This is a genomic window from Candidatus Omnitrophota bacterium, assembly GCA_028693815.1.
GTDB lineage: Bacteria > Omnitrophota > Gorgyraeia > Zapsychrales > Aceulaceae > Aceula.
In genome coordinates, this window is record JAQUUP010000004.1 from 60,775 (window position 1) to 84,808 (window position 24,034).

The window sequence follows — 24,034 nt, forward strand, 5'->3', positions numbered from 1 at the left end:
AATTGTCTGTTGTTCGTTATTCTAAAATCTTTCCAAAGTCAGTGGTTGCTTTGACAACCGACCGAGGATGTGATTTTTTCTTTTCTAAAAGTACTCCCAACCTAACTCATAAACAAAAGATGTTTTTCGTTCGACACAAAGTTAAAGGTGTTAATAATTTTTATAATATCCAACAAATCCATGGCAAACGTGTTATTCTTGCAAAAAAGAAAGATTTTAATAATCAAAAAAGTATTCCGAAAGCGGATGCTTTGGTAACAAACGAAAAAGGCGTTGTGCTAGCGGTCCGAACAGCGGATTGCATTCCTTTGTTTTTATTTGACCCTAAAAACAAGGCCCTTGGTTTAATTCATGGAGGCTGGCGATCGATTAAAAAAGAGATTGTCGCAGTGACCATAAAAATAATGACGGTTAAATACAAAACAAGGTCAAAAGATCTCAAGGTTGCTTTTGGGCCATCGATTCGAGCTTGTTGCTTTGAAGTTGAAAAAAGCTTTTTGAAGAAATTCCCAACGTCGGCAGTAGAAAAGAATGGCAAATATTACGTTGATCTGGTTTCAGTTGCAAAAAAGCAGCTCAAAGGCCTAGGTGTTCAGCAAAAGAATATTTTTGATGTTAAAATATGCACGTGTTGCAACCATCAATTCTTTTCTTTTCGTCGGGGAGATACTTCTTCTGGAAGAATAGCTTCTGTAGCTGTGCTTACGTAAGGTTAATTTTGGTAATAAACCGTTTGTAAAACAATCGCTTTAAGATAGAATAAGTCACAGATAGAATTATTAATGATTAGGTTTTGGAAATGAATATCGTTATTTTAATTACGGCAAAGAATCAGAGAGAAGCAAAAAAGATTTCTAGTAAACTTCTAGAAAAAAAGCTTGTGGCTTGTTGTAACATCATTAAAGGTGTTCAGTCGTTTTTTTGGTGGAAGGGTAAGATCGATTCGGCTAGCGAGGTCATGCTGGTTTTAAAAACAAAAAAGAGTCTTTTTTTAAAAATTGTTAGTACGGTTAAAAAACTTCATAGTTATGAAACGCCTGAGATTATTGCTTTGCCAATTGTTGCAGGTGATAAGAGTTATTTAAAATGGATCAATGCGTCTGTAGACGTATAAAACGGGAGAAAGAAATGAAAACATTTGGACGTATTTTTATTGTTTGTGCTTTAATTGTTTTTGCATTTAGTTTTTCAAATGTGTCAGGACAGTTTTTTGGTCTTCAGAATCCTCTCGTAGGGGAGCCGGCACCTGATTTTAGACTTTCAACTCTTAGCAAAGATTCTGTTAGTTTTTCTGAGTATCGCAATGGAGGAAGAGCGATTGTATTTTTTTGGGCAACATGGTGTCCTCATTGTCGAACAGCGCTAAGAGATTTGAGTCTTAAAAAAGATATGATTGAGCAAAAACAAATTAAAATTGCTCTTGTTGATGTTGGAGAAAGTGGTGCTAAGGTTGAATCTTATCTTAGAAAAAATAACATTAATCTTGATGTTTTTTTAGATAAAGATTCTTCTGTTGCAGAGGCGTATGCTGTTTCGGGAGTTCCAAGTTTTTATTATGTTGATTCCGACGGTACGGTGACTGCCGTTAATCATGGTTTGCCGCAGGATCTTGAAAGTCTTTTTTAAAGATTTAAGAATTAGTCTTTTTTTGTTCTTCTTTGAGTTTCTTGATATTATCAATAAGATTTGATTTTTGTCTTAGCTGATCTAAGAAGTTTTTAAATGCCGTATTCTTTTTTTCTTCAAGCAATTGTGTTTTTAATTCTTCCTTCTTTTCTTCAAACGCATTTTCGTCAATCGGGACAAATGCATTCAAGTAAACAATGCAATATCCAGTGCTTATTTCTGTTGGATCGCTGAGGCGATTTCCTGCGGTTAGTGCAAAAGCGGCTTTGTGAAAGTTTTGCGCAGTTCCAATACCAGGGAGGTATTGTCCTCGAGTAAAAGGGGCTGGTTTTTCAGCTTTTAGTTCAAGCTGTTTTGCCGCGACATCAAAAGTTTGATTAGACTTATCTTCAAATGATTTTTTTATTTTCTCTAAAACATCTTCAGATTTCTTTTTTGCTAATTCTTTAGATTTGTCATACGCCAGAGCTTCTTTGACTTTGTCTTTTACTTGATCAAGCTCAGGAACATAGGGTTCTTTTTGTTCTTTAAGTTTTAAGACATAGAATCCTTTGGATGTTTTGATAGGGCCGGCAATCGATTCTGGTTTTATGCTCAGGGCCTCTTGAAAGATTTCTAGTGGCCAGCCGAGATTAAGATTTGGGTTTTCTTGACTAAAGAATCCGCTTTCCTGAACTTTAAGATCATATTTCTTTGCTAAATCTAGAAAGTCGATATTGTCGCTGTTAAGATCTAGGGTAAGATTGTCAGCTTGACTCTCGATATTTATTTTTTGTTCATCTGTTGCATCCTTCGGGTATTCAAGCGCTAAATACTCAACATTGATCATAGGAGGAGTTTTAAAATTATTTTGATGTGCTTGATAATAAGAGGCAATTTCTTCATCTGTTGATTGAACATTCTTTTGATATTCCAAGAATGGAATTAGAACATAAGAAATATCGATTTTCTCATTTTGATTCTTGTAAGCTTCAAGCGCTTCCTCATCCGATACAGTCATAAGGTCTGTTTCTTGCTCGTAAATTTTTGTAAATACAAGAGAGCCTCGAATTCCTTCTTCAAAATCACGAGGGCTACATTTAAAGACATATTGAACAATTTGATTGTATAGAGCTGGATCAAATTTTCCATCTCTTTTAAAAAATCCGAGATTAGCAATAGTTTTGATTACTTCATTGTTCGCGATTTTAATTTTTCGTTTTTTTCCTTCGCGCAGAAGAATAAGTCTATCCCAAGCCTCAGATTCTAGATCAAGGAAATTTTTGATCTTAAAGAAATTTTCTCCATAACGCATAATGGCTTGATTTTGGACATGCATTAAAGCATCTTGAAAGTCTTCCATTGAGATCTTTTTTCCAGAAATCTCTCCTGCGTATCGAATAGAATTTGGCTGCATCAAAGAGGAAGAAATACCAAAGAAAACAAAGGACACCGTGATCATGACGGCCATAATCCATAAAAGTTTCTTGGCGACACCTTTTTTACGTAGAATTTTTAACATAAATAACTCCGATTGTTTATTTTGTTCCTGTGAATCGCGCGATTTAGCGTAATAAGGCAGGATTTTTTAATTAATTTTCTTAAAATTATACAAAATTTTTAATAAGAATCAGTATAGCTTTAGGTAGTGCGTTTGGCAAGGGGTTTTCCGCTAAAAATGAGGCTATTAGCACGCCTGGGCGGTTCCTGGCAAAAGGTCTAAAATATGCTATACTTTAAAAAATTTCTACTTATATAAAGATATGAATAAAAATATATTAAAGAATAGACCTTTTTTAAGGGCGATTTCCCTATTTGTTATTTTGGCTTTTGGGGAGAGCGTGCTTATTCCTCAATATGTTCCTAAGGTTTTGGCGCAGAGTGCTTTAGGAGTTCCTTCTTCAGGTGCAGTTATTCATTTAAGTCAGCCATTTACGCCTGTTATTTTTAGGGGTTTAAAGGTTTTCCCAAAAGATCCCCTAAGATTTGATTTTATTGTTGATCGTGCTGATTCTAAGCTTGAAAAGGAAGAATTTAAGTCTGAAACCGAAAAATTAATTCGTTACTTTTTGGCATCTTTGACAATTCCTGAAAAAGACCTTTGGGTTAATCTTTCTCCGTATGAGCAAGACCGCATTATTCCACGAAGTCTTGGAAAAACAGAGATGGGAAAAGATATGCTAGCTCAAGATTATTTGCTAAAGCAAATCACAGCTTCTTTGATTCACCCAGAGGGTGACACAGGCAAGAAGTTTTGGCAACGAGTTTATAGTCGGGCTTATCAAGAATATGGCACAACTGAAATTCCTGTGGACACGTTTAACAAGGTTTGGATTATGCCTCAAAAGGCTGTTGTTTATGAATTTGGAGATCGGGCTTTTGTGCTTGAGAGCAAGCTAAAGGTAATGCTGGAAACAGACTATTTGGCAATGCAAGAAGATAGAAGGGAGAGGATGGAAGATAGAGGAGGTGTTCCGATTTTGACTGCTGGGTCGCAGTCAAAACGGAATAAATTCGCGCAGGCTGACTTGACGTCGACTCAAAGTCTCCGTAAGTCAGGCGCTCATTTAAAAAGCAAGTTAGCCTCTGACATTATCCGCGATATTGTTATTCCCGAATTAGAAAGCGAAGTCAATTTTGGTGAGAATTTTGCGCAATTGCGCCAAATCTATCATTCCATGATTTTGGCAGCATGGTTTAAAAAGAAACTTAAAGGATCGATCCTCAATCAAGTTTATGCGGATCAGAACAAAATTAAAGGCGTTGATTTAGTTGAAGAGAATGTTTCGCAAGAAATTTATGATCAATATTTACAAGCATTTAAAAAAGGTGTTTGTGATTTTATTAAAGTCGAACATGATCCATATACGAATAAGAATATTCCAAGAAAATATTTTTCCGGCGGTATCGAATGGGTGGCATCAAGTAATATTGAATATGTTACAAATATTTCGAGTCAGCCGCCTGTTTGGGTGTCGAGCTCAAGCCTTGAAGGTGTTGATTTGAATCTCAAGCCGGTTTTCGATGCTCCTGATCAAGAAGCAGGATCTAATATCGTAGATCTAATTTCGGCTTTAAGCTTAGCTGGATATCCTCAAAAAAAGAATCAACAAAGAAATATTGTTTTGATTGGTTCAATAGATAGTCTTGAAAGCGCAATCTTTCTTTCAAATAAGTTTCCAAAATCAATTATTTATGTTGTTGAGGAAGATGAACAGTTTTTTGAAGAGCTTAAAAAGCAGCTTAAAGAAGTTGATGACGATCAAAATACGACAGGCATTCAGTTGATCCATGCGCATCCTTCAGATGTTTCGGATTCTTTGGCTAACGAAATGATTGATTTGGTTTTGATGGACAGTCATGTTGATTATTATGGATACATACAAAATGAACTTCCTGATATTTTAAAAGAAATTAAACGTATCCTAAAACCAAAGGGCATTTTTTGTGCTGATTCTATTTCTTATTTTAAAGAAGCAAAACAAGATCTTGAAGTTCTAGGGTTTTTTTATTCGCAGCCATCTGAAAAAAAATATAAGGATTGGATTTTGGTTGCTGAGAAAAAGATTTCTTCATCTGTCACCGATTCCGCGCAGTCTGTTATCTCGGATCTTAAAAAGGACTTGGGTCAAGGACCGTGGGTTTTTTATGCGTTTGGCGAAGTTCCTCATATTTATTGGGATGATAATTTGGATATTGAATTTTTTAAGAAAAAACAACAAGATTTTCTTAGATCCGCAACGCAATTGTCAAAATCAATTCCTTTTGAATTTGATCTAATACAGAGAGGAAGACTAGATTCTTTTACTATTGAGCTTCTTAAGAATGCCTATGATGCCCTTTTAGCTGTTTGGGACAAGGAGCTGCCTCAAAAGAATATTGCTTTGAAAAACTATATTCCACAAGTAATGTTTGATATGAGTATTGATGATGACTCTTTGATTATTTCGGTTTACGATAATGGAATCGGTGACACAGCAAGTCGAGAGATTTTTACAAAACATAAGAATCAAAAAGCTAACGAAGGGAAACGTTATTGTTATCTTGGCGGCGGTGGCTGGGGATTAATAAAGGTGCAGTATATCAAAAGTCTTTATAAAGGGGATTTTTCCTTAACGCTTGGAAACCGATCTAGCCGTTTTACACATGCAAAGATTACTATTCCTTTATCTAAGCTTGTTATCAAAAACAATGAAAAATTAGATAAGCTAAGCTCCTTTTTTATAAAATCTGACTCTGCGCAAGCGAAAGGCAACAAGATTTCTTCGCCTACAACCGACCCCGCGCAGGTGGTCTCAAGCGGAATCCTTTTACCGGTTGACATCGAAAAAGAAAAACAGGGTTTTATTTCAGATTGGAATAAGTATTATCAGGATGGACTTGGCGCTGAAAAAATGAAGCTGATGGTGGAAAAATCTAAAGGGGTCATGTCGATTTATGATTTTATAAAGATATGGATGGTAAAAAGCAAAAAGACGCTCGGAGGATATTCCTTGGGTATCAATGAAGAATCTTATTTTGGATTTTGCGATTTGGCTGGACTCACAAATCATTATGAAGGCTATAAAGAGATGGAAATAACGTTTTTTGGGAATCCAGATCACAGGTATATCCAAAAAATTTCAGCCACAGGAAAACCAATCGTTTTCTTTATTCCTAAAAACATTTTTACCTATTCAGACAATTATGCACAGCATACAAAAACCGAAATGAGATATTTGCTTGAAAATTTTTCTTATTTAGAAAACGTTTATTTCGTCTTTGGAGCTTATGAGATTATTCCCCAAGAATATGAAGAAGAATGGATGGAGAAATGTCCAATCCGGCTTAGCGGAAGAGAATGGTATGCAAAGCTTATCGAGAAGGTTTTTTCTGATGTGAACGACGTACGACGAACATCGAGCGACGCCCGCCTGCCGGCGAGGCAGGATTCACGCTTCACGATCGGCGAAGCTGCCGCCGACCTGCCTGACCGGCAGGCAGGCTCCGCGCAGGCGGGGGGAAAGTCCGCAGCCAATAACGAAAGTAAGTCAATCATCTCATCATCGATAGGGGTCAGGATGACTCAAGAAAAATTTAGTCATGAGCTGGGAAGACCTTTAAGTGAAGGTGAGTGGGCTCTTGTTGATGCGCTTTGGAGAATTGTGCCCTCTTCTAATGAGCAAAATCAATCTCTTTCTATCTGGAAGAGGGTGCGCAATCAGAAAATCTTTTCTAAAAAAGCATCAAGACCACGTTCTGCAGATGAGGATATTTTAGATATTTTTAGAAAGATGGATTTGGTGTTTAGAGGCGATGCTAAGCAAAAAAAGGATTTTATTTATCAAATGGAAAATTATGTTCATTTGTATTTAGAGAAAGAAAAGAATTTTGAAGGTTTGGAGCCTTTTGAGTTGCTAAAAACGGTGTTAGCTCAAGCTAATCAGTCTCGGCCTTTGGATCGGACATTGATCGTGTTGAGCGATGTAATCGACAGAGGATTAATTAAGTCTGAAGAAACTATCGTTGGAATTGCTGAGAAATTTCATTCTGATCCATCTCAATGGAAAGATATTCCTGATCAAAGCTCAAAAAAGAAGTCTATAATCGGGAGAAAACCGGTGGTTTTGTTGGTTGATGATAATCCAGGCCAGATCAGAGAGCTTAAGGTTTCTTTGGAGAATGCGGGATATGATGTTGACTTTGCCATGGCACCTGAAACAGGATTGAAGAAAATTGAGGAATCAATCCCTGATCTTATTGTCACCGATTGGGAAATGGCGCCTTTCATGGATGGCATAACATTTATTAAGAGACTTAAAAAATCTTATCCAGATATTCCGGTTGTCTTTAGGTCAGGTGACGTTGGAGATGGTGATGACAGCCGTAGCATGCGAGGGAGTTTTATTTTAGCTGCGTTTGATAATGTTGTTGCTGTTTCTGGGAAGTTTCGCGAAGAAGATGTCGCATTTCAAAAGATTCAAGAATTCGTCAAAACCTCCAGCCCGATGGGTGATCAGGTATCGATAGATCTTGATATGGAAAAACCGCAAAAAGGATCTGTTTACGTAGGAAACGATGAAGTTTTTCCTAAAGCGGTGAGAGAATTTTTAGGAGACAGAAGAGTTTTGGTTATGGAAAATATATGCGATCAAGAGGTGGATGCGCAAACTCTTTCTTTGGCTCCTAAAAAGATAGACAATCCTGTTGCGCTTAGAGTGATTGTTGTAAGGTCAGCAGATAATCTGGAGGATAAAAAGCCTCTTTGCAATGTCTTTGTTTTGGATGCCTCAGATAAAGATGCTCCTATGTTGGCGTATTCAAGCATGAAGATGAACACGGAAGAAGGCTATTATATGCAGACATGGTCGAAAAGGACAGCTCCTTTTAGTATTCCAAGACAAGCTTTTATTCAACGGTCAATAGTTTTATTGTTAGCTAAGGGAGGCATAAAGGAGCATAGATCTGATACTGAGGGAGGCTTGCAAAATGATCGATCTAACGATAGATATCTTAATATGAAGAACGATTCTCGCCTTGAGGTCATTGCTGATAAGGGCTATATTGTTAGATATATTGGTGCTTCGAGTGGTTTGATGGGGGATGGAAATGCTGAAGACAGTGATCAGGATTTGCATATAACGGAGGCGCTTCGAAAAAAAATATCAGAAAGTGGCATGGTTAAGGCGTTTTCGGAAACCGAATTTTTTGAGGATCAAAGGATTAAGAATGAAGATGATTTAATTGAGGCCCTTAATAAACATTCTCAAGGAGTATTTGATATTAGAGAGTTTAAGCAAAGAGAGTTTTTAGAAGACGTTTATGCGTTTGGACCACGCGGAGAAAGACATAACAAAGTAGTTGAGGAATTAGGATTTATCCACTATATGACATCTTTAGAGCCATATAATTTTGTTTTTTCTCATTTAATTAAGAAATTAATTCAGGAAAAATCTAAAATTGTTTTTTTTGTTGGCAGAAATCTTGATCAGCAACATTTCACGAAGCTTACAACTGAAGAGTTGAGATTGCTTTTTGATAAAGAGGGATCCATAGAAAATGTTTATTTTGTTTTTGGTCTTTATGATCCTTTGCCTAATGTTGAGAATGCGTATCAAATAAAAGAAGATTCTCATGATGATGTAACAGTCGAAATAGAAAAAGGGAGCGAGGACAGGGATCATCGGGTAGTGAAGAAACGCAGAGCCTTTCCCAAAACAGTTGCCAATGAAAAAGCTGTTAAGAAAATTGAAGAATTTTTAAAAACTGAAAAAGGATTTATCCAATATGTTCTTGATTTTGTGGAGAAAGAAAATGGTCTTACTTACTGGTTCTCCGATGGTTTTATCGCCTATCTTAAGAAAAGATTAGAAAAAGAATTTTCAATAAACATAACAACGCGAATGCTTGTCGATTTGTTTGGGCTTAATTCGGGTCTCTATAGCCTAGGGTTAAATGATAAGAATTTGAAAACAGGAGGAATTAGGGATAGCACCCGAGATGTTTTGATGAGTGATTTTATGAGCCATCAAGGGCCAGAGGCAGAAAAATCAAAACGATATTTTATTGAATTATGTTCAAATAAATATGTTCAAAAAATGTTTAAAAATCTTGAGCCAGGAGCGGTATCGATTAGGGATGGTGTTACGCTTTTTGATTATTTGCTTAAACGTCTAAAAGAAAGTTTTTCAGGCTACGTTATCGATTTTATCAATTCAGGTGGAAATTCTTTTTGGGATTTAAAAGGTTCACAAGGACTTTATGCCTATTCAAAGAAAAGGCTTGAGCAACACTTAGGTGGAGAGATAACAAATCTCATGTATTCTAATTTGCTAGGTTTTTCTTTTCCTAGTTCAGAAAAAAGGCGCCTTACAGGTGTTATATATAGTAAAACAAGAGATTTGATAGTTGCAAGATTTAGGCTTGAAGGAGAAGCGAGAAAAGGCATAGATAAAATTTATGAAAATCAAACAAGAAATATCGATGAGGAAAAGCTGCGCACAATAAGATTAAAATCAAAAGCTGAGAATTATATTCGGGGAGGGGCGTTTGAGAAGTATGTAGTTGATTATATTAAGAAATATGGATCAGGAGTTTTTGCAGATACTAAGGGGAAAGAAGGTTTTTATTTTTATGCTAAAGAAAGAGTAGAGCTTGATCTCAACGCCAAGATAGATGATTTGCTTTTTAATCGTATTTTAGGGGTTAAATTTAATTTATCAAAGAAAAAGAGATTTCATACAAGATCTATGCTGATGAACCTTAAAAAGATCGATCTGATATGCAATAAATTTAATATCGACAAAAAAATTAAGAAATATTTAAAAGGTATATGTTTTCAGAGTAGAGAGGGGAAAAAAGCTATTCTTAATGACTTTTATGTCCCATATTTTAAAGAAAAGCTTGAAGAATATTTAAAGCGAGGGGATCAGAATATTGTAAGCCTTTTTGGGAAAGATGGATTTTTTTACTATCTTTTTACTAGGGGATCTTTTTTATTGGAAGCGCACGCGCAATTTCTTGGTGTTGAAGAGGATGTTTTGGCTAATTTAATGGAAGGAAACATCGAAGGGTCCATTCTCGATGAATTAAAATCGATTCCGATTACCATAGGTCTCAGCGCTAAATTGAAAAATATATTTTTGAATCTTTTAGAAGAAGAAAAGGAAAACAAAAAGTTTTCTGGCATAACTAATTTAAAGGAGTTCGCTTTTGGTCCCAAAAGGCAGGTTTTAGAATCGGTAGCTTCTAGCGTTGTTACGCTTAGAGACGGCAGCACGATTCCTGAGAGCGTGTATCGAAATGTGCGTGATGCTCTTGGCTTGCCAGACAACAGAAATCCTGAAAAGAAGTATTTTACAATTTTTCAGGGTGGCAGCAGTGATGAGGCAATAAGGATTTTGAGCCTAATTGCTTCTAAAGAAAATTTTAATAAAAATGATTTTTTAAATTTAGCGATGGGTGGCAACCGGGATTTGTTTAAAGATATTTTGCGTTATTTAGCAGAAAAAAATTTGGTTGTTTTTAGTGGAAAGTTTGAAGACAATATAAAATTTGATCGAGATAGCAGCTTGTCTATGGATAGCACAGTTGCGCTCTTGATTCGCGCAAGCATTGATACGAGCGGAGACCCTTTCAGAGGAACTACATATTTTGCTTTTCAAGATCCGCTTTCGCAGGATAGTAGTAAGATTTCTTCTCCCACCATTGACCTCGCGCAGGCCATGACGGCAGGGGAAAAAACGAGTTCATCAGGTATCAAGCTTATCGATTCGAAATCGGTCAAGCAAGCCATTGAAGAGGCGAGTCCGTTCGATATTCAGGTTAATGGTCAAAAGATCCCCATTTATTTGTATTGTAATTTTTCTGATGATCTTAGGGCATACAAAAAGAATGTTGTTTCGTTGATGATCCAAGCGATGCCTTTTGGCAGGAATGTCCGTTCTCAAGAATACAGAGAGGGGATTGAGGGTCACCCGGCGCTTTCGAACCTTTTGAATATTTCATCTGATCTTGGAGAGCTTGAGAGAGGTGGGTTTTTTGGTTTACTAACTGCGTCCCTTGAGCAAAGATCTGATGGAAGCGTGGTTTTGTATTTTGAAGAGAATCAGTTTTCGAGCAATTTTAAGCGCATTAAGCCGGGTAGTGCGCGCAAAGCATATGAGGAGTGGGTTCCTCGAGCTCATAAACATCTCATTGATGTTTTAAAGAAAAATTTTAATGTGGTAGATGTATATGCGCTTTCCAAAGACGTTATCCATGAACATTATAAGAATGACCGCATTAGTAAGGCGCGGCTGAAAGGTGTATTTAAAAAAGACGCGGATGCGATCTGGAATGATCTTGTCGACCATCAATGGATTTTTTCATATTCTGTTGACGGATATGACATCGCGCGCGTTAATCCTGTGCCGCCTCAAGGCCGTGAAAGATTGGCCGGAGATTGGGATATGGAGAGATTAGATCGCTTTTTAAGTACTCCTCAATCGAAGGTGAGCGGAGAGAATTTAAGAGAAGCTTATAGCCTCCCTTATAATAGACCAGAGTGGCGACGCGTGACCATGCCTCTTCCTGAGGCTTTACGTTTCCAATGGGGAAACTCATTTTGGGGAAACACCGCAATAGTTGGCGATGTTGAACTTTATCATTATGAGCCGATGGGGGATGAGGCGCAAGGCAACAAGATTTCTTCGCCCACCTCCATTGACCCCGCGCAGGGAGGGAAAACTTCCTCTCCAACATTAGCTGAAATGCTTGTAGCATCGGAAGGGATTCCAAAATTTTTAATGGAAACGGCAAAAAGCGTTCTTTTTGAGAATGACGAGAAAATTAAGGAATTTTTAGGTATAGAGCAGATTAGAAGTGTTCGGTGTCGACCTTATTTTTTACATACACCATTGAGCCTTTTAGTTTTTACATTTGAGACTGAAAAAGGACAAAGATCAATTTATGTTAAGCGTAAATGCTCTGACTTTGAACAAGAGCTTACTCTTGACGCTTCTCGGGAAGAGGTCTTTCCTCCAAGTATGATTTTAAATGAGTCCGATGGCAGAAAGGCACTGTTTATTCGAGGAATAGATGATGGGGCTTCTTTGGAAAAAGTTAAAAAAGACCCCGATTGGAAGAAGTTCTTTTTGAACAATGAAGAACATTTCGTTAAAAAAATAGGAAATCAATACGGAAAATTAAATAAAAAGGCAGATGTTATGCATCACGATGTTCTTCTAAGGCATATATTTATTACAAAAAATAAAAAGGTATTCTTAATTGATTTAACAACAGAAGATGATGATGGAAATCCGATGTCGTCTAGATGGAGGGGCATGCTCCACTATCTAGGCGAGGATCTTTATAAGGTAAAAGGAAAAATTTTTAGTTTTGTCCGCGATCTTTATTCGAGCGACTTGGTTTCTGGAAAAATGTTATTTAATGATTTTAAAAAGAAAGAAAATTTTTATCAACAGTGGGTTCAAGGAGGATATGACGAAATACCTGAAGAGGTTAATAGGCCCAGTAAAGAAAAGAATCCCTATTTTCCGGGGAAAGAAGAAATTGCCTCCAGCCCCGCTCAGGTAGGAGAGAGAGTTATTTCTCTGGATGATTATAGTAAGGGTGATTCAGATATTCAAGGAAAAGCAGGTCAGTCGGCTGTCTATTTTTCCGAAGACGGGAAACATGTTTTAAAGATATTTAACAAAGATTTGGTTAAAAAGTATGTAAGTGATGGCGAAATTTCCGATGCACATGTAGTTATTATGGCTAAAATTATATTGAATCTCTCTGAAGAAATGAAAAGAAAGTTCATGGACTCAAAAATAAAAATTGTAGTTCCTGAGCTTGTAAGAATCAAAAATGGTCCTTTGGCCCTTTTGTCAAAAAGAATAAAAGGGGGAGAGCCGTCTTTCTTAGATCGAGGAGCAGTTAAGAAGATAAGTGAATTTCGCGAACGGATTTCCGGCCTTCTTGCGTTTCCTATTCAGGACAGAAGAGAATTAGATTACACAAATTTTTTAATTGATGAGCTCACAGGGCAAATTTATTGTATTGATTTGATTGACATGATTAGCTTGTTCTACATTCTTGATCAGATCGAAGAGAAACCTTTTGACGACCTGGATCGGATTAGTAAAAGATTTATAAAAGATGATTTTGATAAAAAATCCATCTCCTTACCCATCGGCAAAGCCATCTCCGACCCCGCGCAGGCAGGGGATGGTGATCGTAGTCAAACGCTTGTGCAACGCTTTACAGGTAATTCTGTCATGGCAACTATTTCACAACGTAATAATGATGTGATCCAATTTATTAAGAATTTTCTTGAAAGCGATTCTATTTTTATAAAGGAAGCCATTAACCAAGGTGAGAATTTCTCAGATGAAGAAGTTAATAGTAGATGGAAGAAGATTTTAGAAGATTTTAGCAAAGATTTAGGCCCAAATCAGATTGTTGATAATTTAAAAGATTTTTTAAACATAGAAACGATAGGAAATTATGATATTCATCAAATGATATCTCATCAGATAACGATTGCGCTAGGGGCCCTTGAGACTTTAACGGCCATTAAAAAGAAAAAGCCTGAAAAATGGACGGATCAAGAATATAACGCCGCGGTAGCCGAATGGGAGACAAGGGTAAAAGATTACGGCTTCCAAGCTTATATTACTTTGCGCGCTATTGAACTTGCTGCAAGAGAGGAAAAAATATCCTCTGTTTTCATAAACCAAACAACCGGCGGTATTGATTTTGATCGAGACAATTGGGAGCTGGAGACTAGAGGCGAAGGAATTGAATTTGAGATTCCAGCGGAGCTTCAAGGGGTTAATTTTGATGAAATTCAAGGTTTTGTGCCTGTTATCATTAATATTGTGCCAATCACAAATATTTTGCTGATTCTCGGATTAAGTGAAAAAGATATTAAGAATCTTAAGTGGGCACAAGAGTTGCAAGTTGCAGATAAGCCTAGGGAATTAAGTCTGCTTTAGAGATGCGTAATTTTTCCTCTTTACAACTGATACCCTCAAATGTATAATGCAACCTATTCAATTTCTGATATATTAAATAATGCTATTTATATTTATTTTTTAAAAGAAAGCTTAAGTAATGAAAAAATTGAAATTAGGGCTACCTAAGGGAAGCTTGCAAGAATCTACGATCAATGTTTTTGAACGCGCTGGATTTAAAGTTCGCATGTCAAGTCGTTCATATTTTCCTGTGATTGATGATGACGAGATTGAGATTGTGTTGTTGCGTGCGCAAGAAATGTCGCGATACGTGGAAGACTCAGCCCTTGATTGTGGGATTACAGGCAATGATTGGATTGAAGAAAATGGATCGGATATTGTACGTTTAGCAGATCTTCTTTATGCGAAGCAAAGTGCGTCAAAAGTACGTTGGGTCGTCGCTGTTCCAGAATCATCTAAAATTAAGACAGTCAAAGATTTGCAAGGCAAGCGTATCGCTACAGAGCTTGCGAATGCCACAAAAAAATATTTGAAGAAAAATAAAGTAAAAGCAGAGGTTGAATTTAGCTGGGGTGCAACGGAAGCTAAGGTGGCATCGGGTTTGGTTGACGCAATTGTTGAGCTGACAGAAACAGGCAGTAGCCTTAAGGCCAACAAGCTTCGCATTATTTCAACTGTGTGTGAGTCTGCGACACAATTTATTGCTAATAAAAAATCATATCAAGACTCCTGGAAAAGAAAAAAGATGGAGCAAGTGGTCATGCTTTTAAAGGGTGCCTTGGATGCCGAGAGCATGGTGGGTTTGAAGATGAATGCACAAGAAAACGATCTTAATAAAATTTTAAAAGTGCTTCCAGCGCTTCAAAATCCGACGGTGTCACCATTGGCGAAAGAAGGTTGGGTTGCGATCGAAACAGTGATTCGAGAAAATGTTGTTCGTATTTTGATCCCAGAGCTTAAAAGCGCTGGAGCTTGTGGTATTATTGAATATCCATTAAACAAATTGATTAACTAAATTAAGGAACAGTTGTCTTATGCCTTGTGGAAAAAAGAAAAAAAGAAAAAAGATTACTACGCATAAAAGAAAAAAATTAAGAAAATCTTTGCGTCATTTGAAAAAACGTGACCATAAATAATTTTTAATGAGATTTTTTATTAGAAGAATTTTTATTTGGATAAGCATATTCGGACTTTGCATGGCAGGGTTTTTAAGCCCTGCCATTGCTGTTGAATCACGAGATGCAAAGGCTCGTGCGCTTGCGCATTATACGATGGGATTGATCCATGATTGGAATGGATCTGTCGACGAAGCGATCGAGGAATATCAAAAATCGATTCGCATTGAGCAAGATAATTATGCGACTCATTTAAAGCTTGGATCAAATTATGGCCGAGTTGGCGATTTTGAAAAAGCGGTGAAGGAATTAGAAATTGCATCAGACCTTAATCCAAAAGATATTCAAGCCCACTATCTTTTGGCTCTCATTTATTCCTCTCAATCAAAAGAAGTTCAGGCCACAAATGAATACGAAATTATTTTAACGCGCATTGCTGAAGAAAATCCAGAAAGCCCAGAGGCGATTGCGTTTTTAGGTCAGCTTTATTATTCCGAAGGAAAAACAAAAAAAGCCATTGAGCAGTTTGAAAAAATTATTTTGATTGAGCCAAATAATGCAGAAATTTTATCTATTTTAGGTTCGCTTTATTTAGAGGTTCAACAAAGAAAAAAAGCCATTGATTTTTTTAAGCGTGCGATCGCTATTGATCCGATTCATGACGGAAGTCTAAATTCTTTAGGGTATTTGTATGCCGAAGATGGAATCAATATTGATGAGGCGATTGATTTGATTCAGCGCGCGTTGACGGTTGATCCAGAAAATGGTGCTTATCTGGATAGTTTAGGATGGGCTTATTATAAAAAAGGTGATTATGAAAAGGCTCTTTTATTTTTAGAAAGAGCTGCAAAATTTATTGAAGATCCTGTTATTTATGATCATATCGGAGATGTCTATTTAAAGATGAATAAGCCAAAGAGTGCGGTTCGTTTTTGGCAAAAATCAGTGGATATGTTGCCTGATCAAAAAGAAGTTTTGAAGAAAATACAAAAGATACAAAGCCATTAGATTTTAGCGAATTTAAATTTATGAAAAGCATTTGCCTGCGATCTCCCGCCAAATTAAACCTTTCTTTGCATGTTGTCAGCAAAAGACCAGATGGTTATCATAATCTTTCAACTCTTTTTGAGAAAATTAATCTGTTTGATGACATTCGCTTGAGCTTGCGAGCGGATAAAAGAATTCGTATTTTTTGTGATCATCCGAGTGTTCCAAAAGGTCCTAAGAACTTAGTGTACAAGGCAGCTGAAATGCTTCGAAAAGATTGCCAAGTCTCAATTGGCATTGATATTCACATTAAAAAACGCATTCCTGTCGCAGCCGGGTTGGCTGGAGGATCTAGCAATGCGGCCACAGTTCTTTTGGGTCTTAATCAGATTTGGGGTTTGAAATTGACTGAAAACCAACTTGTTTGTTATGCCAAGCGAATTGGAAGTGATGTGCCATTATTTATATATAAATATATATGGGCTTTAGGAGTCGAGCGCGGGGATTGTATTAAAAACGTCAATTTGAGCAATAAAATGTGGCATATTTTGATTATTCCTGGCATAAAAGTGTATTCACAAGAGGTATTTAGGGCATTTAAAATGAAGTTGACAAAGAGAAAAGATAATGCTACTATTCTTACTCGTGCGTTGAGAGAAGGGGCTTATCAGAAGGTTAGCCAGCTTCTTTTAAATGATTTGGAGGCAGCTATTGTGCATGCCCATCCACAATTATTAAAAATAAAGAATAATATAGAATATATGACCGGACTTAATATGTGTTTTTCCGGTAGCGGGCCTTCAATTTTTGGTATTGTTGAATCAGAAAAAGAGGCAAAGAAGATGCAATCTATATTATCAGCTCGCTATAAACAAGTATTTGTTGTTAGGACATTGTAAATTTAGCCTGTAACTTAGGCAAGGAGGCAACAATGGAAATAACAGAAATTCGAGTATTCTTAAAAGACGGACAAGACAAGAAGCTCAAAGCATACACAACAGTTACTTTTGATGATTGTTTTGTCGTTCGGAATATTAAGGTTATTCAGTCGACAAATGGGCTTTTTATTGCGATGCCTTCACGTAAGGTGAGGTTATCGTGTCCTAAATGTCATTTTAGAAATGAAATAGGTAGTAAGTTTTGTAATCATTGCGGTGCTGGATTAAGTGTTAAGAATGTTTCGGCGGCTACGCCTGAAGATTCAAAAGCAGAGCATCGTGATATCGCGCATCCTGTTACGAAAGAGTTTCGTGATCAACTGCAAAAAAAAGTTTTAGAAGCATATGAAAAAGAAGTGGGATCTAGTAGCGCAAAGGAAAAAAAGCCTTTAGAAGAAGACGTTGCAGATAGTATTTTAGGGACTGAAGATTATTAAAAGAAGGTTTTAAATATTGCCCGGTGGTGTAATGGTAACACACAAGAATTTGGATCTTGCGTTTCAGGTTCGAGCCCTGGCTGGGCAGTTTTTTTAAAGAAGTATAACCATGGTTCAAACTGGCTCGATTATTTTGGCTGCAGGTAAGGGGACCCGGATGAATTCCGAGGAACCAAAAGTTTTGCATAGCGTTTGTGAGCGAGCGATGATTGATTATGTGGTTGATACGGCTAAAGCAGCTAGTTCGAAGATATGTATTGTTTTGGGTCACGGGCACGAGCTCATTGAAAAGAAGTTTGGATCAGATATCCATATAGCGCTTCAAGAGAAGCTTTTAGGTACAGCTGATGCCATTAAATCTGCGCAATCTTGTTTTAAAAATTTTAAGGGTGATATTTTAGTTTTATGCGGAGATGTGCCACTTTTGAAAGTGGCAAGCGTTCGAAAGCTTTTAGTTGCCCATCAAAGATCTAAGGCTGCGTGTACGTTTTTAAGCGCAGAACTTAAGAACCCTAAAGGGTATGGACGGGTTATCCGTAAAAATGGAAATAATGTGGTTGCAATTCGCGAAGATAAAGATGCAACGCCAAAAGAAAAGTCTATTTGTGAAATTAATACAGGGCTTTATTGTTTTAAGGCGCAGGATTTGTTTGACGGCTTGAAGAAGATTGCAGTAAATAAAAAAAAGAATGAATATTACCTAACAGATATTATTTCTGTTTTTGTTAAAGAGAATAAAGATGTTCGCGTTATAAAGTTAGACAATCCTGCAGAAGGATTAGGCATCAATACGCGCAAAGATCTCGCAGAGGCAAATCGTATTTTGAACAAAAGAACGTTAGATAAATTAATGGATCAAGGTGTTACGATTGTTGATCCGAACACAACCTATATTGGAGCAAACGTTAAGGTTGGACAGGATACCATTGTTTATCCGTTTGCATTTATTGAAAATGATGTTGTTATTGGCAAACGATGTAAACTAGGTCCATTTTGCCATATTCGTCCTCAGTCTCGTATTAAAGATGGTGCTCAGATTGGGAACTTTACTGAAGTGTCTCGATCAACAGTTGGCGAACAAAGCTTGATGAAACATTTTGGATTTTTAGGTGATACGGTTGTTGGTAAAAAGGTTAATATTGGTGCAGGTGTTGTGACCGCAAATTATGATGGAATAAAAAAGAGTAAAACGGTGATTGGTGATCAAGCTTTTATTGGGTCAGATTCGATTTTAGTGGCTCCTGTTAAGATTGGCAAAAAAGCTATGACAGCGGCTGGATGTGTTGTCCCTAAAAATAGAAATGTTCCCAATGGAAAAACAATGGTTGGAGTTCCTGGAAGAATAAAGTCGAAAGGAAAGACGAATGAATAAATTAGCAATTATTACAGGTAACGCTAACCCTGAATTAGCAAAAGAAATTTGTCAGCATCTCGGGATATTTTTGACAAAAGCGCTTGTTGGACGTTTTAGCGAAGGTGAGATTCGAGTCCATATTGAAGAAAATGTTCGTGGAAAAGATGTCTTTATTGTTCAGTCAACGTGTCGTCCGACAAATGATAATTTTATGGAACTTTTAATTTTAATTGATGCGATTAGGCGTGCATCGCCTAGACGAATTACAGCGGTGCTTCCGTATTATGGATATGCAAGACAAGATAGAAAAGATCAACCAAGAGTTCCAATTACGGCTAAGCTTGTCGCTAATCTTATTACTGGTGCTGGGGCTGATCGCGTGTTGACAATGGATCTACATGCAAGCCAGATTCAAGGTTTTTTTGATATCCCAGTCGACCATGTTTATGCGATTAATACGATTAGCGAATATTTTATTAACAAGAAAATGAAAGATTTAGTGGTTGTTTCTCCTGATGTCGGTGGCATTAAAATGGCGCGGGCTTATGCTAAAAAATTATCTGCAGATTTAGCCATTGTTGACAAGAGACGAGATAGCCCAGAAAAAACAGAAGTTATGCATATTTTGGGTGATGTGAAAGGTAAGAAAGTTGTTTTGGTGGATGATATTATCGCAACTGCCGGTTCGTTGGTTGAGGCGATTGAAGAGCTGAAAAAACGAGGCGTTATTGAAGCGTATGCGGCTGTAAGTCATGGCGTTTTGTCCGGGGATGCGTTAAAAAGAATTGAAGAATGTGACATTTTAAAAGAGGTTGTAATTACCAATAGTATTCCTCTGGAAGATTCTAAAAAGAATCCAAAGATAAAAGTTTTAAGTGTTGCTGCTTTGTTGGCAGAAGCGATTAAGAGAACTCATAACGAAGAATCTATTAGTTGCTTATTTGATTAATCAAAAGTGAAAAATAAGAAGGCGGGTAGATGACAAAATGGAAGAAATAAAATTAGACGTACAAATTAGAAGTCAAATAGGAAAAGAAGGTTCTCAAAAAGTTCGTAAGGAAGATTGTATTCCGGCGATTGTTTATGGTGAGCATAAAGATCCAACTGCGATTAAGGTTGATCGTAGGTCATTTGAGCGCATTAGGCGTGAGCATCGAGGAGAAAGCGTTGTTTTTCATTTAAATGTTTTAGATGGTGAAAAAAAGTTACGCGATTATGCAGCTCTTGTTAAAGAGGTTCAGCATCATCCAGTGAGCGATTCCCTTTTGCATATTGATTTTATTCGTATTTCTTTGACAGAAAAAATTGAGGTTAAAATACCAATTCATGTTCAAGGTGATGCTGTTGGTGTCAAGAAAAACGGTGGATCTGTGGATCACCATCTTCGGGAAATTGATGTTATTTGTTTGCCGACAAAAATTCCTTCGCATATTGATGTTGATGTTTCTGATCTTGATATTCATGATGCGCTTCATGTTAAAGATCTTGTTTTTCCAGAGGGTGTTGTGACAGAACATGACTTGGAGTCTATTGTTGTTTCGATTGCTCCTCCGATGAGAGAGATTGAAGAAGAGCCTTCTGAAGAGGACGCGACGACAGAACCTGAAGTTATTAAAGAGAAGAAAAAAGAAGCTGCTTCTGAAAAAGCAGATTCTGAAAAAGAAGAAAAATTAGAAGGTTAGCCGCTTGTCTCAAAGTTATCTTATTATTGGGTTAGGAAACCCTGGAAAAGAGTATCAATTTACGCGGCATAATTTTGGATTTTTAGTTGTTTCAGAATTAGCAGAAAAGTATAAAATAAAATTTATTCGAAGTTCAAAATACCAAGGTTTTTTGGGCCATGGCAATATTGAAGGAAAAGATGTTTTTTTGCTGTTACCCCAAACGTATATGAATTGTTCTGGTGTTTCTGTTCGAAAGGTTGTTGAGGATAAAGAAATTGCGCAACAGAATCTTTTGGTTGCGTATGATGATTTTCATATTGATTTTGGTTCTTTGCGTATACGAAACAAAGGAAGTGCTGGCGGACATAACGGACTTCAGTCGATTATTGATAAGTTGATGACACAAGAGTTTTCGCGATTAAGACTTGGTGTTGGATCGCCGAATGGAAAGAAGAGTGCAACCGATTTTGTTCTTTCTGATTTTAGCGCGAGAGAAAAAAAACAGCTAGATGAGCAAATACAAAAAGCTGTTAGTTGTTTTTTGGTTTTTTTAAAAGAAGGAATAAGTCAGGCAATGGCCATATTTAACAAAAGGAATAAAAATGAAGAAGTATGAATTAGTTGTTATCCTAGATGCTCACTTAAGTCAGGATGAAAAAGAAAAGGTTATTAAGGCAGCTGCTGATGGTATCGCCAAAGGCGAAGGTAAGGTGATCAATAGTCAAGTTTGGCTAGAGAAGCATAAGTTTACATTTAAAATTAAGAATCGGACAGAAGGAACATATTATCTGATTAATTTTGAAAGTAAGCAAGCTTCTGTGATAAAGATCCATAAGATTTTGAGCGCAAACGAAGATATTCTTCGCTTTGTGATTACTAATGTTGAGTCGAAATCCAGCGGTGAGTCGAAATCTAATGCTGAGTCGAAATAAGGAAAAGAGAGGAATAAAGGAATGGCGAGTTTAAACAAAATATTTTTAATTGGAAATTTAACAAAAGACCCTGAATTGCGTTATACGCCTAACGGTGTTGGAGTTGTCAATTTACGCGTTGCGGTGAATCGAAAATATCGCGATCGAGCCTCAGGAGAGCTAAAAGAAGAAACATGTTTTATTACAGTAACGGCTTGGGACAAGCAAGCAGAAGCATGTAATCAGTATTTGGCAAAAGGGAGTCCTATTTTTGTTGAAGGAACACTTCAATCGCGTTCATGGGAAACAAATGATGGGCAAAAAAGAAATACTATTGAAGTTAGGGCTGAGCGAGTTCAATTTTTAGGTTCTTCAAAAGATTCTGCATTAAAAGGTGAAGAAAGCCTTGATGCAGATACTCAGGTAGAAGATTCTCTGAAGCCAGAGAATATTTCTTGGGATGAAGAAGAAAATGCAGTTTAAAAAAGGAAAAAATAATGCTAAGAAAAAAAGATGATAAAAAGAAATTAGATCGAAAGAAGGTCGCTCGACGTCCACGCGTTCGAATTGGTCTTCCGAAGGATACAAAAATTGACTATAAGAGTATTGATTTGTTGTTAAGAGTCACGACAACAAATGGCAAAATTATGTCTCGACGATTTACCGGGGCAAATTCAAAGCAACAGCGGGATCTAACAAAAGCGGCAAAGCAAGCTAAATTTTTAGCTCTTGTTCCTGTCGGATCATCAAAGAGGTTTTTAAAATGAAAGTTATTTTATCACAAAGCATAGATAAGCTAGGAAAAGTCGGGGATGTCATAAAGGTTAAAGATGGTTTTGCTCGAAATTTTCTAATTCCTCAAAAACAAGCCTATCTTGCAACGGCTCAGAATTTAAAGAGGGTTGAAAAACAAAAAGCAAAGCATCAAGCTGAAGCATTAGAGAGAAAAGCACAGGCAGAAGAATTTTCAAAGAAATTGTCAGGTGTTTCTTGTACGATTAATGTTGAAGTTAACGATTTAGAAAAATTGTATGGAGCTATTTCAGAGACTGATATTGCCAAAGCAATTAATGATGAAGGTTTTGACATTAACAAAAAAGATATTGTGATCGAGCAGCCAATTGAAGAGTTGGGCATTTTTGAAGTTGGTGTTCGTGTCCATCCAGAGGTAACAGCAAAAGTTAGAGTATGGGTAACCAAGAAATAAAAACCGCACGTAACTCTCAGGATGTTTTTCAATCTTTTGCAGATGGAAAAGTAACGCCTCAGAATATTGAGGCAGAGAAATCAGTGCTAGGATCAATGATGATTGATCAAGAGGCCATTGGTTTAGCTGCAGAAAATTTGAGCGCTGAATCTTTTTATGAGTTTTCTCATCAACGAATTTTTGATGCGATTTTAAAACTTTACAATGATCGAAGAAATGTTGATCTTATTACACTTTCTGACGAACTAAAATCTCAGGGAATTTTAGATGAAGTTGGGGGTGTTAGCTACTTAACAGTATTGATTGATTTGGTTCCTTCTTCGGCTAACATTGAGCATTATGCGCGCATTGTTAAAGAAAAAAATATCCAGCGACAACTTATTAAAAATGCAACACAAATTATTGCCGAGAGTTATAAGCCGGGAGTTGACATTGATGAGCTTGTGGATGGCGCTGAAAAGCTTATTTTTCAGATTGCAACAGCACGTCTTAAGCAAGATGCTATGCATATTAAGGAGCTCATTAAAGAGACCATCGAAACAATTGATAATTTGTACCAACGAAAAGAATATATTACTGGTATTTCAACAGGTTTTACTGAATTTGACAAAATGACTTCTGGCCTTCAGAAGTCAGATTTGGTTATTGTGGCTGGGCGTCCATCTATGGGAAAAAGTTCATGGGCGATGAATGTGGCAGAATATGCTGCAGTAGAAAATGGAGCGGGAGTTGCGATTTTTAGCTTGGAAATGTCAAAAGAACAACTTGTTCAACGTATGCTTTGTTCTCATGGACGCGTTGATGCGCATAAGGTTCGAAGTGGATTCTTGCTTCCATCAGATTGGCCCAAGCTAACAGCAGCTGCAGGAAAATTATCAGCGGCACCTATTTTTATTGATGATACGCCAGCGATTTCTGTTTTGGAGTTACGTACAAAGGCAAGACGATTGAAGGCAAGCCATGATATTCAACTTATTATTGTTGATTATTTGCAGCTAATGCGAGGAAGTGCGCGCGCGGATAGCCGGCAACAGGAAATTTCTGATATTTCTCGATCACTTAAAGCTCTTGCGCGTGAAATTAGCGTTCCTGTTATTGGCATTAGTCAGCTTTCTCGTGCTGTAGAAAGTCGACAAGACCATAGGCCGCAGCTTTCTGATCTTCGTGAATCTGGCGCGATCGAACAAGATGCAGATCTTGTTGTTTTGCTTATGCGCGAGGAATATTATAATCCTACCGAAGAAAACAGAGGCATCGCTGAAATAATTATTGCGAAACAAAGAAATGGACCTGTTGGAACAAATAAGGCGACATTTATTAAAGAATATATGAAATTTGAGAATTTAGCAACCAGATCTGAATAAGCAGAGAGGACG

18 protein-coding genes and 1 tRNA gene are annotated in these 24,034 nt (G+C 37.0%); 18 read left to right on the top strand and 1 reads right to left on the bottom strand.

The window, feature by feature from the left end; all coding sequences use genetic code 11:
• The first annotated feature begins 2 nt into the window (after window positions 1-2).
• From pgeF to PHY73_02430, 3 genes are all read left to right on the top strand, one after another.
• A complete protein-coding gene (gene pgeF / locus PHY73_02420; GenBank protein ID MDD3374561.1) occupies window positions 3-710 on the top strand; it encodes a peptidoglycan editing factor PgeF in 708 nt (235 codons plus the stop codon).
• A gap of 89 nt (window positions 711-799) precedes the next feature.
• Window positions 800-1,114, top strand: a complete 315-nt coding sequence (locus PHY73_02425) for a divalent-cation tolerance protein CutA (protein ID MDD3374562.1) — start codon at window positions 800-802, stop codon at window positions 1,112-1,114.
• 14 nt (window positions 1,115-1,128) lie between these two features.
• On the top strand, window positions 1,129-1,626 hold the full coding sequence (locus PHY73_02430) for a TlpA disulfide reductase family protein (protein ID MDD3374563.1): 498 nt from the start codon (window positions 1,129-1,131) through the stop codon (window positions 1,624-1,626).
• A 4-nt stretch (window positions 1,627-1,630) separates the two neighbouring features.
• On the opposite strand, the gene PHY73_02435 is transcribed toward PHY73_02430, so the two are convergent.
• Window positions 1,631-3,127, bottom strand: a complete 1,497-nt coding sequence (locus PHY73_02435) for a peptidyl-prolyl cis-trans isomerase (GenBank protein ID MDD3374564.1) — start codon at window positions 3,125-3,127, stop codon at window positions 1,631-1,633.
• 241 nt (window positions 3,128-3,368) lie between these two features.
• Here PHY73_02435 and PHY73_02440 point away from each other — a divergent pair, with 241 nt between their 5' ends.
• The 15 genes from PHY73_02440 to dnaB all read left to right on the top strand — a co-directional run bounded on the left by PHY73_02440 (window position 3,369) and on the right by dnaB (window position 24,022).
• Window positions 3,369-14,066 (top strand): response regulator, encoded by a 10,698-nt coding sequence (locus tag PHY73_02440; GenBank protein MDD3374565.1) that lies wholly within the window; start codon window positions 3,369-3,371, stop codon window positions 14,064-14,066.
• Window positions 14,067-14,184: 118 nt separating this feature from the next.
• Window positions 14,185-15,060: an ATP phosphoribosyltransferase gene (gene hisG / locus PHY73_02445; GenBank protein ID MDD3374566.1), complete on the top strand. Its 876-nt coding sequence runs from the start codon at window positions 14,185-14,187 to the stop codon at window positions 15,058-15,060.
• A 127-nt stretch (window positions 15,061-15,187) separates the two neighbouring features.
• The gene (locus PHY73_02450) at window positions 15,188-16,168 is read left to right on the top strand and encodes a tetratricopeptide repeat protein (GenBank protein MDD3374567.1); all 981 of its coding nucleotides are present in this window, start codon (window positions 15,188-15,190) and stop codon (window positions 16,166-16,168) included.
• A gap of 20 nt (window positions 16,169-16,188) precedes the next feature.
• Window positions 16,189-17,046 carry a 4-(cytidine 5'-diphospho)-2-C-methyl-D-erythritol kinase gene (ispE, locus tag PHY73_02455; GenBank protein ID MDD3374568.1) on the top strand — a complete coding sequence of 286 codons (858 nt, stop codon included), beginning with the start codon at window positions 16,189-16,191 and terminating at the stop codon, window positions 17,044-17,046.
• Between the two features lie 32 nt (window positions 17,047-17,078).
• Complete coding sequence (locus tag PHY73_02460) at window positions 17,079-17,522, top strand: septation protein SpoVG family protein (protein ID MDD3374569.1); 444 nt, start codon at window positions 17,079-17,081, stop codon at window positions 17,520-17,522.
• Window positions 17,523-17,539: 17 nt separating this feature from the next.
• Window positions 17,540-17,610 (top strand) — tRNA-Gln (locus tag PHY73_02465).
• 21 nt (window positions 17,611-17,631) lie between these two features.
• A complete protein-coding gene (locus tag PHY73_02470; GenBank protein MDD3374570.1) occupies window positions 17,632-18,894 on the top strand; it encodes an NTP transferase domain-containing protein in 1,263 nt (420 codons plus the stop codon).
• On the top strand, window positions 18,887-19,825 hold the full coding sequence (locus tag PHY73_02475; protein ID MDD3374571.1) for a ribose-phosphate pyrophosphokinase: 939 nt from the start codon (window positions 18,887-18,889) through the stop codon (window positions 19,823-19,825). Before PHY73_02470 ends, PHY73_02475 begins: the two co-directional genes overlap by 8 nt.
• 37 nt (window positions 19,826-19,862) lie before the next feature.
• Window positions 19,863-20,558, top strand: a complete 696-nt coding sequence (locus tag PHY73_02480; GenBank protein MDD3374572.1) for a 50S ribosomal protein L25 — start codon at window positions 19,863-19,865, stop codon at window positions 20,556-20,558.
• Window positions 20,559-20,562: 4 nt separating this feature from the next.
• Window positions 20,563-21,156 (top strand): aminoacyl-tRNA hydrolase, encoded by a 594-nt coding sequence (gene pth / locus PHY73_02485; GenBank protein MDD3374573.1) that lies wholly within the window; start codon window positions 20,563-20,565, stop codon window positions 21,154-21,156.
• Window positions 21,143-21,472 (top strand): 30S ribosomal protein S6, encoded by a 330-nt coding sequence (gene rpsF / locus PHY73_02490; GenBank protein ID MDD3374574.1) that lies wholly within the window; start codon window positions 21,143-21,145, stop codon window positions 21,470-21,472. The genes pth and rpsF overlap by 14 nt, the downstream gene beginning before the upstream one ends.
• Window positions 21,473-21,493: 21 nt before the next feature.
• Window positions 21,494-21,934, top strand: a complete 441-nt coding sequence (gene ssb, locus PHY73_02495; protein MDD3374575.1) for a single-stranded DNA-binding protein — start codon at window positions 21,494-21,496, stop codon at window positions 21,932-21,934.
• A gap of 14 nt (window positions 21,935-21,948) precedes the next feature.
• Window positions 21,949-22,218, top strand: coding sequence for a 30S ribosomal protein S18 (gene rpsR / locus PHY73_02500; GenBank protein MDD3374576.1), 270 nt, complete (start codon window positions 21,949-21,951; stop codon window positions 22,216-22,218).
• Entirely contained in the window at window positions 22,215-22,658 is a 444-nt protein-coding gene (gene rplI, locus PHY73_02505; GenBank protein ID MDD3374577.1) for a 50S ribosomal protein L9, read from the top strand. The genes rpsR and rplI overlap by 4 nt, the downstream gene beginning before the upstream one ends.
• Window positions 22,640-24,022 (top strand): replicative DNA helicase, encoded by a 1,383-nt coding sequence (dnaB, locus tag PHY73_02510; protein MDD3374578.1) that lies wholly within the window; start codon window positions 22,640-22,642, stop codon window positions 24,020-24,022. Before rplI ends, dnaB begins: the two co-directional genes overlap by 19 nt.
• Window positions 24,023-24,034: the final 12 nt, after the last annotated feature.

Excerpts from the sequence above, each read along its gene's own strand:
- PHY73_02425 (MDD3374562.1), top strand. The coding sequence starts at position 800 with ATGAATATCGTTATTTTAATTACGGCAAAGAATCAGAGAGAAGCAAAA.
- PHY73_02440 (MDD3374565.1), top strand. The coding sequence starts at position 3,369 with ATGAATAAAAATATATTAAAGAATAGACCTTTTTTAAGGGCGATTTCC.
- PHY73_02470 (MDD3374570.1), top strand. The coding sequence starts at position 17,632 with ATGGTTCAAACTGGCTCGATTATTTTGGCTGCAGGTAAGGGGACCCGG.
- ispE (MDD3374568.1), top strand. The coding sequence starts at position 16,189 with ATGAAAAGCATTTGCCTGCGATCTCCCGCCAAATTAAACCTTTCTTTG.
- PHY73_02450 (MDD3374567.1), top strand. The coding sequence starts at position 15,188 with ATGAGATTTTTTATTAGAAGAATTTTTATTTGGATAAGCATATTCGGA.
- PHY73_02480 (MDD3374572.1), top strand. The coding sequence starts at position 19,863 with ATGGAAGAAATAAAATTAGACGTACAAATTAGAAGTCAAATAGGAAAA.
- PHY73_02460 (MDD3374569.1), top strand. The coding sequence starts at position 17,079 with ATGGAAATAACAGAAATTCGAGTATTCTTAAAAGACGGACAAGACAAG.
- rplI (MDD3374577.1), top strand. The coding sequence starts at position 22,215 with ATGAAAGTTATTTTATCACAAAGCATAGATAAGCTAGGAAAAGTCGGG.
- rpsF (MDD3374574.1), top strand. The coding sequence starts at position 21,143 with ATGAAGAAGTATGAATTAGTTGTTATCCTAGATGCTCACTTAAGTCAG.
- dnaB (MDD3374578.1), top strand. The coding sequence starts at position 22,640 with ATGGGTAACCAAGAAATAAAAACCGCACGTAACTCTCAGGATGTTTTT.
- ssb (MDD3374575.1), top strand. The coding sequence starts at position 21,494 with ATGGCGAGTTTAAACAAAATATTTTTAATTGGAAATTTAACAAAAGAC.
- PHY73_02435 (MDD3374564.1), bottom strand. The coding sequence starts at position 3,127 with ATGTTAAAAATTCTACGTAAAAAAGGTGTCGCCAAGAAACTTTTATGG.
- PHY73_02475 (MDD3374571.1), top strand. The coding sequence starts at position 18,887 with ATGAATAAATTAGCAATTATTACAGGTAACGCTAACCCTGAATTAGCA.
- rpsR (MDD3374576.1), top strand. The coding sequence starts at position 21,949 with ATGCTAAGAAAAAAAGATGATAAAAAGAAATTAGATCGAAAGAAGGTC.
- hisG (MDD3374566.1), top strand. The coding sequence starts at position 14,185 with ATGAAAAAATTGAAATTAGGGCTACCTAAGGGAAGCTTGCAAGAATCT.
- PHY73_02430 (MDD3374563.1), top strand. The coding sequence starts at position 1,129 with ATGAAAACATTTGGACGTATTTTTATTGTTTGTGCTTTAATTGTTTTT.